Here is a 14,895-nt window from a genome sequence, read left to right on the forward strand (position 1 = left end):
AACTCTATTAAACGGTTACCATATTGTTTGGTGAAATCGTTACTAATTTATCATTAACTCTTATTTCTAAATCGGTATCACCTTCTAATTCAAAATGAGTTTCGTTATGATTAACACTCACTTTTAAAATTTGATGTCTAAAATTGACTTTAAAGGAATATCCTTCCCATTGTTCTGGAATCTTCGGCTCAAAAGTTAAGGTATCATTCTTGACACGCATGCCACCAAAACCTTCTACAATACTCATCCATGTACCAGCCATTGAAGTGATATGTAAACCTTCATGTACCTCATGATTATAGTCATCTAAATCTAATCGTGAAGTTCTTAAATAAAAGGTATAAGCTTGATCCATTCGGTCTAACTTTGCCGCTTGTATGCTATGAACACAAGGTGAAAGAGAACTTTCATGCACAGTAAATGGTTCGTAGAAATCGAAATGACGCTCTAACTCTTCTGTTGTAAATTGATCTTCGAAGAAATACATGCCTTGAAGTGTATCTGCTTGTTTAATATATGGTGAACGAAGTATTCGATCCCAAGACCACTTTTGGTTTATAGGTCGCTGAGATGTATCTAAATCTTCAACCGTAATTAATTCTTTATCTAAAAAGCCATCTTGTTGTAAGTACACATTATGCTTTTCTGAATATGGAAAATACATGTTGTCAGCCACCTTTTTCCATTGTGCTAATTCTTCGTGAGAGATTTTTGTTTTACCAGAGATTCTATTGTAGTCGTCTTCAAATCCCTCTTTTACTTTATCTATATTCTCTAATGCATAATTTATACACCATTGTGCTATATAGTTAGTGTACCAGTTGTTATTCACGTTATTTTCGTACTCATTTGGTCCAGTAACACCTAGAATTACATACTTGTTTTTGTCTGTTGAAAATGTTGCTCTTTGATGCCAAAAACGGGCGATACCTATAAGAACTTCTAATCCCATTTCTGGTATATAACTATAATCTCCTGTATATCTATAGTAATTAAAAATAGCAAAAGCAATGGCTCCGTTTCTATGAATTTCTTCGAAAGTAATTTCCCATTCGTTATGACATTCTTCGCCGTTCATAGTCACCATTGGATATAAGGCAGCGCCATTTTTAAAACCAAGTTTCTGTGCGTTTTCTATAGCTTTATCTAAATGCTTATATCTATACGTTAAAAGCGTTCGTGCCACACTTTGATCCTTTGTAGCCATATAAAAAGGTATACAATAGGCCTCTGTATCCCAATAGGTACTACCTCCGTATTTCTCTCCAGTAAACCCTTTTGGTCCAATATTTAAAGTAGCATCTGTACCAAGATAGGTTTGGTTTAAATGAAAAATATTAAAACGAATACCTTGTTGAGCTTTAACATCTCCGTCTATGGTTATATCGGACATATCCCAGATTTTTGCCCACGCCATTTTTTGATTATTCAACAACTCAGTAAAACCAGTTTCTGTGGCTTCTTTTAGCACCGACTTCGCGACTTTTACAAAATCATTTTTACTATGATTTCTATCTACAAGATATCCACCAAATTTATGAATGGAATAGGTTTCGTTTTGTTTTACCTGATGTTTATAACTGAACGAAGCTAAATTAGCATCCGCCTTGATGTTTGGTTCAATTAAAACTGATTTACCATCTATAAATACCTGAGATTCCATGAACGTGCAGGTGTAAAAATCTGTCTTCATGGTTTTTGCTTGAATAAAAGCCTGATTATTTTCGTGGCTTACATTTAAGGTGTCCCAAAACTTATCATCCCAATTGGTATCTTCATTTGTTATACCAGAATCTAAATACGGTTGAAACGTAATTACAGCATCAGCATTTAGAGGTTTTATATTAAAATCTATAGCACCTACTTCGTCATTTTCTAAACTTAAAAATCGTTTAGTAAAAACTTCAACTTCAATATCATTTTGAAGTGTTGCAATAAAACTACGAGATAACCAACCTTCTTTCATGTTTAGTTCTCTGCGGAATTTTTTTACACTTTTACAGGTAAACAAATCGAGTTGCTCGTTATTTACTAGTACGTTTATACCTATCCAATTTGGTGCATTTAGTACTTTAGCAAAGTACTCTGGGTAACCATTTTTCCACCAACCAACTCTTGTTTTGTCTGGGTAATAAACACCTGCAATATAACTGCCTTGGAATGTTGGTCCGGAATAGGTTTCTTCGAAATTAGCACGTTGTCCCATAGCACCATTTCCGATACTAAATAAGCTTTCGGATGCTTTTACTTGATCTGGATTAAAACCCTCTTCTATGATAGACCAAGGATTTGGTATGATATAATCTAGGTTCATATTAAATTTTATTGGTGACTTATCTGTGATAAGTCTATATCTTTAATTATTTATTAACTCGTTTAAAAAATCGTCTGAGATTTCTGTAAAATCATTGAATACGTAATCTGCGTGTCCTAAAACATCCTTACTACCTATACCTATTGACACCATATTTGCTGTATTTGCTGCAGTAACTCCAGCAACGGAATCTTCGAAAACAATGCAATCTTTTGGATCTATGTTTAATAGTTTAGCTGCTATTAAAAACACTTCTGGATCTGGTTTTGCTTTACTAACATCATTACCATCTACGATAGCATCAAAATGTTTTCTTAAATCTACACGATCTAAAATTACTCTTGCATTTTTACTTGCAGAACCTAGAGAAATAGGTTGTTGTTTTTCTATTAAGTATTGTAATACTCTAGGAACATCTGATAATATTTCGCTACTATCCATTTCGGCTATGTAACTTAAGTATTCTTCGTTTTTTTTGCTCATAAGTTCTGTAAATTGATCTTTAGAAATAGTTTTATTTCCCCAAGCCAATATTTTTTCTAATGAGCGCACTCGGCTTACACCTTTTAACTGTTCGTTTTCTTCTTCGGTAAAATGTATATCTAAACTTTTAGCCAATCTTTTCCAGGCTAAAAAGTGATATTTTGCAGTGTCTACAATGACACCATCTAAATCGAATATGAATCCTTTTTTGTTCATTTAATATTATTCTGTAGATTGATATGAAATCGCTGCTTTATTTGTAATTAATAAGTTACACAGTCCGGCAATTAAAAGGCTAATTCCGGCAATAGTCATTGCGTTTATTGCTTCTTCACCTATCAAATTCGAGACAAAATTTATTCCGCCTAATGCTGCAATAATTTGTGGAATAACAATAAACATATTGAAGATACCCATAAACATTCCCATCTTTTTTGGATCTACTGAACTAGAGAGCATAGCATAAGGCATAGAAAGAATGCTTCCCCAAGCAAAACCAATAAGAATAAAGCAGTATTTAAGTTGCTCTGGAGAAACATAGTTCATTAAAATAAAACCTAAACCTCCTAAAAACAAAGAAAACATATGGACATATTTTCTATTTATGTTTCGTTTAGCTGTGTATAATACTAAGAGTAATGCAAAAGCCATTGAGGACAATCCATATACTCCCATTGCAGAACCGACTAAATTTGAAGATTTCTGAAAAGCTGTATTAGCAGTATCAAATGCGGCTTTCTGTATACTATCTGCCATATCGAAGGCAGATTCAACTGGAGCTGGAGTATTAAAAACATGCTCTGTTAATGCAGGATTAGCCAAACTCCACATGGTAAAAAATGCAAACCAGCTAAAAAACTGGATAACACCTAATTTTTTCATGGTCAGTGGCATATTACCAACATTATTTACAATATCGGATACAAAGCTATTTTTCTTCTTTTTCTCTCTTTCAAATTCTTCCATATCCTCAGGAGGATATTCAGAAGTTGTAAATACAGTATAAAGTATACTGGCTAAAAAGACAAAAGCACCAATAGCAAAAGCGATTTTAACTGAGTTAGGCACTACACCTAAAGCAGCTGAATCACTTACGCCCATTTCGGAAACTAGCCATGGCAAATTACTTGCAATCCATGTTCCTATTCCAATAATTAAAGTTTGAACAACAAACCCATAGGTTCTTTGTGATTCAACGAGTTTATCAGCTACTAAAGCTCTAAAAGGCTCCATTGAAATATTAATTGAAGCGTCTAAAACCCATAAAAAGCCTGCAGCAACCCAAAGCGCTGGAGAATAAGGCATAAAAAACAAGGCCATTGTGCTAAGTATAGCACCAATTAAAAAATAAGGTTTTCTTCTGCCCCATTTTGGACTCCAAGTTCGGTCACTCATATAACCAATAATAGGTTGCACGAGTAAGCCTGTTAAAGGAGCTGCAATCCACAGCATAGGGATTTCATCTTTACTAGCACCTAGTGTTTGAAATATTCGAGACATAAAGCCTCCTTGTAAAGCAAAACCAAATTGAATACCTAGAAACCCGAAACTCATGTTCCAAATTTCCCAGAATCCGAGAATACGCTTTTTCATGAAATAGTATATTTTAAATTAATACTATTCTGACAAGCTTAGCTTATCAAAACTTATGTGTAGAAGTGAAAATATAAGTTTTGATTATGGCGTAAAGATATATAATATTTTAAAATAGCAATAAAAAAAATCTATTTAGTAGATTCTCGCTCAATCAATTCTGTTGGAATAACTAATGTTTGAAAGCGCTCTTCTTCTTCATCATTTTCACTTTCTAACTTATTAATTAATAGATCTGCTGCCTTCTCTCCCATTTGTTGTGCATGCTGACTTACAGTAGTAAGACTCGGTGTTGCATGCTTAGACAACACTCCATCTGTAAACCCAATTACTTGAATATCATTTGGAATATCTAGACCCAATTTTCTTGCTACTTTCATGGCAGATAAAGCATACAATTCGTTAACAGCAAAAACACCATCAATTTTTTCATTAGACTTAAACAGCTGCTCAATTTCGGCTTCGAGCTTTTCTAAATGCACCTCGTAATCTAGGCTATCATCTATTTTTAAAATGAGCTCCGATTGCGGTATCATTTTAGATTCTTCTAAAGCTTCTAAATACCCTTGCGTTCTAAGTTTGCCCACACTCACATAATCTTTAGTAGTGATTAGAGCTATGGATTTACATTTATTATTAATTAGCTTCTTAACAGCATTTTTTGCACCATTAAAATCATCAACAATTACCTTATCACAATTAACATCTGACACCACTCTATCAAACATTACAATAGGCATGCCTTGACTCATTGTTTCATTAAAGTGATGATAATCTTGCTGTTGTAAAGTTTCTTTAGACATTGAAAGAATGAAACCATCAATACTGCCATTTGCAAGCATTTCCATATTAATAACCTCCTTAGCAAAAGACTCATTAGACAATCCTACAATAACGTTGTAACCTCGTTTATTTGCAACAAGCTCTACACCTCTAATCACTTTAGAAAAGAAATGATGCACAATTTCGGGTATTATAATTCCAATTGTATTTGTACGTCTATTCTTAAGACTTAACGCAATATTATTAGGGCGATAGTTATAAAGCTTAGCAAAAGCCTGAACTTTTTGCTTAGTATCATCACTTATTTCGACACTATTTCTTAATGCTTTAGACACTGTAGAAATAGAAACATCTAGTTCTCTAGCAATTTGTTTAAGGGTTATTTTTCGTTTCATAATTAACATTAAGTAAAGGGCGAATATAAGTCAAAAATTGGGGATGAGAATTCTTGTATTCTTAATTTTAACTACTTATAATTGAAAAAACCTCATTATTTCATTATTTTTCTATTCAATCTCTCATTATAGAAAAAGTTTTTAACACGAAAACGTTTTCGTTGCTCTCACACAATAAATTAACATTCTAAACACATTAATTTTACATAGATTTAGCCCAAGAAGTGAAAATATAAACTAATTAACTAAGCAATTAATTTAAAAACATTGTATGAAAACATTCTTAAATGCTTTACTATTCTGTCTTATTATGGTACCGGCAACACTGATGGCTCAATCGACCGTCACTGGTACAATCACAGATAAAGCGAACGCAATGCCTTTACCTGGCGTAAATGTCATTATTAAAGGTACTGCCAGAGGAACTGCTACAGATTTCGATGGTAAATATTCAATTGAAGTCACTGAAGGTGAAACTATAGTGATCTCTTATGTTGGCTATACTACACAAGAAATTGTCTTTACTGGCCAAAGTTCAATAAATGTAGCACTAGAAGAAGATGCTTCTCAATTAGACGAGGTCGTTCTTATTGGTTACGGCTCTGTAAAGAAAGAAGACGCAACAGGATCTGTAGATGTAGTCTCATCTAAAGACTTTAACAAAGGTGCTATTGTTTCAACAGACCAATTACTTAATGGTAAAGCCGCTGGTGTACGTATCACAACTGCTGGTGGTTCTCCAGATGCTGCTCCGAATATTAGAATTCGTGGTGGATCATCCTTAAATGCTCAAAACAATCCATTAATTGTTATTGATGGTGTACCAATTGGTAATGACAATCCTGCTGGTGTTTCTAACCCGTTAACACTTGTTAACCCGAATGATATAGAAAGTTTTTCTATATTGAAAGATGCCTCTGCTACAGCAATCTACGGATCTCGAGCATCTAATGGTGTAATTATTATAACAACGAAAAAAGGAACCTCTGGTGCCCCTAAATACACTTTCTCTACAGACTATTCAGTAAGTTCTGTAGGAGATGGCTTAGATGTTATGACAGGATCTGAATATACGCGATTTATTCAAGAATATCATCCAACAAGAGTTGACCAATTAGGTGTTCCAGCTGGTTCAATAGTATCTAATGAGTCTGTTAGTCAAACCTTAAATGGAAGAGATATTTATAGTACAAATTGGAGAGACGCCATAACTAGAAGGGCTACTACATCTAACACAAATTTTAGCGCAAGAGCTAACCTTTTTGATAAAATACCTTTCCGTGGATCGGTTGGATATACGTATGCAGAAGGTGTGGTAAAAAACGATAATTACGAAAGATTAACAATGTCTGTTAAATTGTCTCCAAAATTATTAAACGACAATCTTAAAATAGATTTAAATGCGAAAAGTATTTTTGCTTTTAAAAATGCCATTGATGCTGGCGGTGCTATTGGTGCTGCCTTAGCATTTGATCCAACAAAACCTGTTTTTGATAGATCTTCAGATAATAGGTTTGGTGGATACTATTTAACCACTTTTGACGACAACAATACGTTCAGAAGAATTTTACAATCTAATCCGTTGGCTCAATTAGAACAGCGAGAAAGACCTGAGAATGTTTATAGATTTCTTGGTAATGTAGAGCTAGATTATACAATGCCTTTTTTACCTGAACTAAGAGCAGTTGTAAATTTAGGTTTAGATGCTTCGGGATCTAAAATAGAAGAACGTTTTACCGAAAATTCATTTCAGACGTATCAATTTGACTCAAACAACACTGACATAAACACCAACTTCTTATTTAATCCTGGTGTTAATTATAGAGAAAACCAACAGATAACTAATACTACATTAGATGGTTTCTTACAATACACTAAAGTTCTTACAGATAGTTTTATAGATAAGTACGATATACAAGCAGGTTACTCTTATCAGAATTTTAAAAACGATGGTAACCAAGATCGTTTTCAATATAATTTAAATTCAGGACAAAGAGAACGTGTTGTTAACCCTGCAAATCCTAATTTTAGATATTATAATGTATTAAATCTTCAGTCTTATTTTACAAGAGGTAACATTAGTATATTAGATAGATATTTATTCACTGCTTCTTTTAGAGCAGATGCTTCCTCTTTGTTTACTAAAGAAAATCGTTGGGGTTATTTTCCTTCAGCAGCTTTAGCATGGCAAATTAATGAAGAGGCATTTTTAGAAGATTCTAAAGTCTTTAATGCTTTAAAACTACGATTAGGTTGGGGTGAAACTGGCCAACAAGATATAACAGGTGTCGTAGGTTTTTATCCTTCTATTCCGTTGTTTTTGGCAGGAGATGCCAATAGTCAGTATTTTCCAAATTCCTCATTATATTCAGCTCAGCCGTTTAACCCAAATTTAACTTGGGAAAAAACGACTACGTTTAATGTTGGATTAGATTTCGACTTGTTTAATAGAGGTTTAATCTCTGGTTCTTTTGATATTTATAAAAGAAATACAACAGACCTTTTAGCACAAGCACCTGTACCACCAGGGCAAGCACTTACAAACTCATTTATTGATAACATTGGAGAAACTGAAAGTGAAGGTTTTGAATTAAACCTTAATATAACTCCTATTGATAATGATAACCTTACGGTTAGTTTAGGAGGAAATATATCTTATAATAATACAGAAGTTACTGATCTAAATGGATTAACAACAATTAATGCAGGTGGTACTTTAAGAGGTACTGGTGCAGATTTACTTAGACATGCCGTTGGTGAACAAGCAGGAAGTGCTTATGTATTTAAACAAGTATATGATGCTCAAGGTAATCCTATACCAAATGCCTTTGTAGATTTAAACGGTGATAATCAAATAACGGATGATGATCGTTACTACACGCAAGTTGCACCTAACTGGACCTATGGTTTTAATCTTAACGTAAACTATAAAAACTGGGATTTAAGCTCTAGTTTTAGAGGTCAAATTGGTGGTAATGTCTATAATTTTGCTCAACTTAATTATGGATGGACAGACAGTGCTACATTTTCGAGCCAAAATAATTTAACGAATGTTTTAAATTTTTACGATGGTTCTGCAAACCCTGTTATTGAAAATGTAAATGGAAACATTCAGTTTTCAGATTACTATTTAGAAGATGCAACATTTTTAAGATGCGACAACATAGCTTTAGGGTACCGTTTTAGTGATTTAATTAAAGACGGTTCATTAAGAGTCTATGGAGCAGTGACTAACCCATTTTTAATTACCGATTATTCTGGTGAAGACCCAGAAAATTTCGGTGGTATAGATAGAAACTTTTATCCAAGACCTACAGTATATACATTAGGTGTTAATATAGATTTTTAAAAAAAATATTATGAAAAAAAGAATTTTAATTTTATTAGGTATTGCCATGTTGGGTATGTACTCGTCTTGTACGGACGACTTAGATACAAAACCAATCACACAACTTACCTTAGAAGAGTTATTAGCCTCTGACCCAAATGCGGTTGAAGGTTTAGTATCGAGATTGTACGCTTCTTTTGCTTTAACTGGCCCAAGTGGTCCGGGAAGCTCGGACATTGTTAGTCCAGATGCTGGTGAAGGTGCTTTTTTAAGAGCCATTATCAATCTTCAAGATTTCACGTCTGATGCTATGAAAAATAGATGGGGAGATGATGGATTAGATCAATTAACAACAACATCAAATTGGGATAGAAATAATAAGTTCTTCAGATTATTTTACGATAGAGCTTATTACACAATTCCACAATGTAATAACTTTTTACAAGCATTAGATATTGCAGATTTTCCAGATGAAGAGAATATTGTAGCAGAAACACGCTTTTTAAGAGCTTTAGCTTACTATAATATTATTGATGTATTTGGTAAAGGAGTACTTGCAACAGAATTAAATTTTGGACAGTCTGATCCTCTACCGGAAGCTTCAAGACAAGAATTATTTGACTATATTGAATCAGAATTACTGGCTATTGAGCCGGTTATAAGACCAACATCTAATTATGGTAGAGCCAATACCTATGTTGTAGATATGCTTTTAGCTAAATTATATATGAATGCTGAGGTTTATACTGGTACACCAAGATGGGATGATGCAGCTACTTATGTAAATAAAGTTATCAATGAAGGTGGATATATGTTAGATTCTAATTTTGTAAGAATCTTTTCTTCAGATAATGACAGTTCACCTGAAGTTATATTCCCTTTATTAGCAGAGTCATTAACCAGTCAAAGTTATGGAAATACAACATATATTGTTAATGGTAATTTGAGTGCAGATACAATGCCATTGTCTCAATTTGGCGCAGCAGAGGGTTGGACAGGACATAGAGCGACTAAAAGCTGGTACGGCTTATTTGGTAATAGTGCAACTGAATTGGCTGATTCTGATGATGTAAGGGCTAGCTTATTCTGGACCGATGGTCATAACTTTGAAATGAATGACTATAGAGAATGGACTGATGGTTTCCCATCTACTAAATTTAGAAATACAGCATCAGACGGAAATGGCAATCCCGTTAGTTTTTCTTCAACTGATTTTCCTTTTTATCGTTTATCAGATGCTTATTTAATGTATGCAGAATTAGCACTTAGAGGTGCATCAAATACTTCTATGAGCGACGCAGTAAATTATGTTAACGATGTGCGTACAAGATCTAACGCAAGCGCAATTACAATGTCTGATTTAACTTTAGACTTTATATTAGATGAACGTGCAAGAGAACTTAATCTAGAAGGTCAGAGACGAACAGATTTAATACGTTTTAATAAATTTACAGGTGGCAGCTACATATGGCCTTGGAAAGGTGGTACTGCTAACGGTTCTGCAATTTCAGATAATTACAAATTGTTCCCAATTCCGGCTACAGCAATTCAAGCTAATCCAAACCTAACTCAAAACCCAGGATACTAATTAACAAAAAATTAATAATGATGAAAAAACTAAAATTTATACTATTAACGTTTATCGCAGTTGTAAGTTTTACAGCATGTGAAACAGATGACGATTTAGAGTTTGTAGCTAATGAAGCAGAAGGCATTGAGTTCAATACATCGTTTTTAGAAAACTATGTTTTAAATGCAACAGTACCAAATAACTTAGCTGAGAGATTCACATGGAATAGTGCTGACTTTGGTGTACCAACAAATATCACCTATTATCTTCAAGGCGCAACAATGGCAGACTTCTCAGATTATACACCAGATGTAGCTGGAGAACCATCTTTACGCGACCTAGGAAGCACTACTGCTAATCCATTAGCAAATGAAATACCTGTCACTGTAGGACAAATGCTTGCTCTTGCAGAAGTAGCTGGTTTAGATAATGATCCTGATTCTGCAGAACCTAATACAGGTATGATCTATTTTAGATTAATGGCTGTTGTTGGTGATAATGGTTTACCATCTTACTCAAATATTAAAGGACTTAATGTAGAATTGCAGGAACAAACTTCTGGTGGTGGTAGCGGAATTATGCCTGCAACTTGGGGAGTTGTTGGTTCTGGTTATAATGATTGGGGAAATGCTGGTCCTGATGGACAATTCTATACAACAAGTGAAACTGATGTATTTGTTGCATACGTAACTCTTATAGATGGAGAAGTAAAGTTTAGAGAGAATAACGAATGGACAAATGATTTTGGTGATGATGGTGCTGATGGTACTTTAGATGCTGGTGGAGCAAACATTGCTGTAACTGCGGGAGATTATAAGATAACCTTAGATTTAAATACCAATACATACACAATGGAAGCTTTTTCTTGGGGTATAGTTGGTTCTGGTTTTAATGATTGGGGTAACGGTGGACCTGATGCCAAATTCTATTACGACTATACAACAGATACTTTTAAAGTAGATGCTCAACTTTTAGATGGTGAAATTAAATTTAGACAAAACAATGAGTGGACTACTGATTTTGGCGATAATGGTGCTGATGGAACTTTAGATGGTGGCGGAGATAATATTGCTGTTACTGCAGGTCATTATTCAATTAGTTTAAATTTTAATGACAATACCTATACCATTGTAGCAGCTGATACATGGGGAATAGTAGGTTCTGGTTATAATGATTGGGGTAATGGAGGACCAGATTTTACATTAACACAAATACAACCAGACATCTATTATGGTGATATTGCTACTCTTGTAGATGGTGAAATTAAATTTAGAGTTAACAACGATTGGAGTTCTGATTTTGGTGATACAGGTGCTGACGGAACACTTGATGCTGGTGGAGATAATATTGCTGTTACTGCAGGTTTATACCGCGTTTGGATGGATGTTGCCAACGGTACATACCAACTTAACAAAATACAATAATTAGGATTTAATAATCCCTTATAACCTAAAAGGGCTGATACTAATCAGCCCTTTTTTTAAAATATTGCTTATGAAAAAGTTTTACTTATCCTTATTATTTATAAGTTTTACATTATTATCCTTTAGCCAAGTTACTATATCTCCAAATCCGTTTGAAGTTAACGAAAGTATTACCATTACAGTAGATATTAATAGTACTGCAACCGACTGTGATGGACTTAGCAATCCTAATAAAGTGTATATGCACTCTGGTATCGGAAGTACTGCTAACCCTTGGACTTATGTAACAGGAAACTGGGGACAAGATGATGGTATTGGAGAAATGACCAACCAAGGAGGTGGTATTTATTCAATTACCATTGTGCCCGAAAATTATTATCCTGCTACTTCTACTCAGGCTAGCAATGCAACTCAAATGGGAATGGTCTTTAGAAATGAGGATGGCTCTCAAGAATTTAAAGCAAGTGGTTGTCAAGATTTTTTCTTTGAAGTAGGCACATTTCAAGTTAATTTAACTTCGCCAAGTAATGAAACTACAATTATAAACTCTGGTGATAATTTAGATATTTCTGCAACTAATATTGGCGGAAATGCTAACTATACCCTTTACGCAAATGGTGCTATCATAAATACAAATAGCTCAACCAATGCTTACTCATATACAGATGTTAATATCACTGAAAATAAAAATTACGAATTAGTTAGTGTTTTGAATGGAACCACAATTACCAAATCTTTTAGCGTTATAGTAGATCCAGGTTCTATTATTGATATTATGCCCACTGATTATCAAGATGGTATTACTTATATTGATGATAATACAGCCGTATTAGTATTGTATGCTACCGGTAAGGACTTTGTTTATGTTGCTGGTAGCTTTAACAATTACCAACCTAGCTCAAGTTATGCCATGAAAAAAGATCCAACTAGAAATAATAAATTCTGGATTGAAATAACAGGCTTAACACCAGGACAAATTGAAACCTATCAGTATTGGGTTGTAGATGAAACTCCTATTGCTAACTCACCAACTTTAGTAAAAGTTGCTGACCCTTATTCTACTCTTGTTTTATCACCTTTTGATGATCCTTATATTCCTGCTTCAACATATCCAAACTTACCAGCATATCCTGCAGGTCAAGAGCGTGAAGTTACTGTGTTACAAACAGGACAAACACCATATAATTGGCAGGTTACTAATTTTGTAAAACCCAAAAAAGAAGATTTAATAGTATATGAACTTTTAGTTAGAGATTTTGATGCCGATAGAAACTACCAAGATGTTATTGATAGAATAGATTACTTTAAAAATTTAAACATTAATGCTATTGAATTAATGCCAGTAATGGAATTTGAAGGTAATGAAAGTTGGGGCTATAACACTTCTTTCCATATGGCTTTAGATAAATATTATGGTACAGAAGAGAAATTTAAAGAACTCGTAGATGTATGTCATCAAAACGGTATTGCGGTTATATTAGATATTGCACTTAATCATGCCTTTGGTAGAAATCCAATGGTACGTATGTGGATGAGTGACCCAGATAATGATGGCTGGGGAGATCCAAGCACAGAGAATCCTTATTTTAATACAACAGCTCAACATAGCTATAGTGTTGGTAGTGATTTTGATCATTCTAACCCAAGAACTAAAGATTATGTAAAGCGTGTTGTAAAGCATTGGATTGAAGAATTTAATATTGATGGATTCCGTTGGGATTTAACCAAAGGATTTACCCAAAACTGTGAAAACAATGAAGGCTGTACCAATAGTTACCAGCAAGATCGTGTAGATATTTTAAAAGAATATGTTGATTATTCATGGTCTCTAGATGCAGATCACTATGCTATTTTTGAACATTTAGGCTCTGATAACGAGGAAAAAGAATGGGCTAATTATCGTTTAGATGAAGGTAAAGGCGTAATGATGTGGGGAATTATGACGCATCCTTATAACGAATTGACAATGGGTCAAAATGGTGATAAAAACATTAATCGTATAGGTCATAAAGGTCATACAGGTTTTAATGGCCCTAGAGTAATTGGATATCCTGAAAGTCATGATGAAGAACGACTTATGTATAAGAATTTACAGTATGGAAATACTAGTAACGCTTCTCATAATGTACAAGATTTAAACACAGCATTATCTAGAATGTCTGCCTTAGCAGCCGTTTCTGTAATGGTGCCAGGACCAAAAATGATTTGGCATTTTGGCGAACTTGGTATGGAGAACTCTATTTTTACTTGTAACAATGGAGTTGTTAACGAACCTGGAGGCTCTGATGGAGATTGTAAATTAGATACAAAACCTCAACCTCAATGGACAAATAACTGGTTAACTGATGCAGTAAGAGGTCAAATTTATGAAGACTGGTCTAAACTGCATAAATTAAAAATTGAAGAACCTGTTTTTGAAGGAGATTACACTATAACTTCTGGAGACTATACTCCAAGAATTGAAGTGTTTGATAATTCGCTTCCTGCTACAGAATTAAAGAATGTTATCATTCTTGCAAATTTTGATGTAAATGCTCAAACTGTAAACACAAACTTTCCAAGTGGAGTTACCTCAACTTGGTACGATTTAATGGATGCCACTGGTAATACAACTGTGTCAAACTCTACAAGTTCAATTTCTATACCTGCAGGTCAATTTAGAATTCTAGGAAATCAACCTTCTAATGTTTTAAGTATAGATAACCAAGAATTAAATGGGTTTACAATTTATCCAAATCCATCAAGTACATCCTTCAGTGTTAATACAAACGTTTCAGATATAGAAATCTATGATTTAACTGGCAAGTTGGTAAAATCTTATAAAGGTAATTTTACAAGAACAGACGTATTTGATATTTCCTCATTAAATTCAGGGATGTATATCGTAAAAATAGAAAACGAAAACAACAGTCAAACGAAAACAACCAAGTTAGTTAAGCTCTAATTATTAAGTGTTAATTGAGCAAAAAAGAGCTTCTCATCGAGAGGCTCTTTTTTTTTAATAA

At 33.9% G+C, this 14,895-nt stretch carries 8 protein-coding genes; 4 read left to right on the forward strand and 4 right to left on the reverse strand.

Annotated features, from left to right (window positions below; all coding sequences use genetic code 11):
* Positions 1–7: 7 nt before the first annotated feature.
* From H8K90_RS03000 to H8K90_RS03015, 4 genes are all read right to left on the reverse strand, one after another.
* Positions 8–2,314, reverse strand: coding sequence for a glycoside hydrolase family 65 protein (locus H8K90_RS03000; RefSeq protein WP_186844451.1), 2,307 nt, complete (start codon positions 2,312–2,314; stop codon positions 8–10).
* 42 nt (positions 2,315–2,356) lie between these two features.
* On the reverse strand, positions 2,357–3,013 hold the full coding sequence (pgmB, locus tag H8K90_RS03005) for a beta-phosphoglucomutase (RefSeq protein ID WP_186844452.1): 657 nt from the start codon (positions 3,011–3,013) through the stop codon (positions 2,357–2,359).
* A gap of 6 nt (positions 3,014–3,019) precedes the next feature.
* Positions 3,020–4,390 (reverse strand): MFS transporter, encoded by a 1,371-nt coding sequence (locus tag H8K90_RS03010; protein ID WP_186844453.1) that lies wholly within the window; start codon positions 4,388–4,390, stop codon positions 3,020–3,022.
* Positions 4,391–4,521: 131 nt separating this feature from the next.
* The gene (locus H8K90_RS03015; protein WP_186844454.1) at positions 4,522–5,568 is read right to left on the reverse strand and encodes a LacI family DNA-binding transcriptional regulator; all 1,047 of its coding nucleotides are present in this window, start codon (positions 5,566–5,568) and stop codon (positions 4,522–4,524) included.
* Positions 5,569–5,839: 271 nt separating this feature from the next.
* Here H8K90_RS03015 and H8K90_RS03020 point away from each other — a divergent pair, with 271 nt between their 5' ends.
* From H8K90_RS03020 to H8K90_RS03035, 4 genes are all read left to right on the forward strand, one after another.
* On the forward strand, positions 5,840–8,917 hold the full coding sequence (locus tag H8K90_RS03020) for a SusC/RagA family TonB-linked outer membrane protein (protein WP_186844455.1): 3,078 nt from the start codon (positions 5,840–5,842) through the stop codon (positions 8,915–8,917).
* A 10-nt stretch (positions 8,918–8,927) separates the two neighbouring features.
* The gene (locus tag H8K90_RS03025; RefSeq protein WP_186844456.1) at positions 8,928–10,484 is read left to right on the forward strand and encodes a RagB/SusD family nutrient uptake outer membrane protein; all 1,557 of its coding nucleotides are present in this window, start codon (positions 8,928–8,930) and stop codon (positions 10,482–10,484) included.
* A gap of 17 nt (positions 10,485–10,501) precedes the next feature.
* Positions 10,502–11,890, forward strand: a complete 1,389-nt coding sequence (locus H8K90_RS03030; protein ID WP_246457497.1) for a SusE domain-containing protein — start codon at positions 10,502–10,504, stop codon at positions 11,888–11,890.
* Between the two features lie 70 nt (positions 11,891–11,960).
* Positions 11,961–14,834, forward strand: a complete 2,874-nt coding sequence (locus H8K90_RS03035; protein ID WP_186844457.1) for an alpha-amylase family glycosyl hydrolase — start codon at positions 11,961–11,963, stop codon at positions 14,832–14,834.
* Positions 14,835–14,895: the final 61 nt, after the last annotated feature.

This window comes from Winogradskyella echinorum, assembly GCF_014297365.1.
Lineage (GTDB): Bacteria > Bacteroidota > Bacteroidia > Flavobacteriales > Flavobacteriaceae > Winogradskyella > Winogradskyella echinorum.

Bases quoted from the DNA above. Each gene is read 5' to 3' on its own strand.
- H8K90_RS03000 (WP_186844451.1), bottom strand. From the start codon at position 2,314: ATGAACCTAGATTATATCATACCAAATCCTTGGTCTATCATAGAAGAG.
- pgmB (WP_186844452.1), bottom strand. From the start codon at position 3,013: ATGAACAAAAAAGGATTCATATTCGATTTAGATGGTGTCATTGTAGAC.
- H8K90_RS03025 (WP_186844456.1), top strand. From the start codon at position 8,928: ATGAAAAAAAGAATTTTAATTTTATTAGGTATTGCCATGTTGGGTATG.
- H8K90_RS03035 (WP_186844457.1), top strand. From the start codon at position 11,961: ATGAAAAAGTTTTACTTATCCTTATTATTTATAAGTTTTACATTATTA.
- H8K90_RS03010 (WP_186844453.1), bottom strand. From the start codon at position 4,390: ATGAAAAAGCGTATTCTCGGATTCTGGGAAATTTGGAACATGAGTTTC.
- H8K90_RS03020 (WP_186844455.1), top strand. From the start codon at position 5,840: ATGAAAACATTCTTAAATGCTTTACTATTCTGTCTTATTATGGTACCG.
- H8K90_RS03030 (WP_246457497.1), top strand. From the start codon at position 10,502: ATGATGAAAAAACTAAAATTTATACTATTAACGTTTATCGCAGTTGTA.
- H8K90_RS03015 (WP_186844454.1), bottom strand. From the start codon at position 5,568: ATGAAACGAAAAATAACCCTTAAACAAATTGCTAGAGAACTAGATGTT.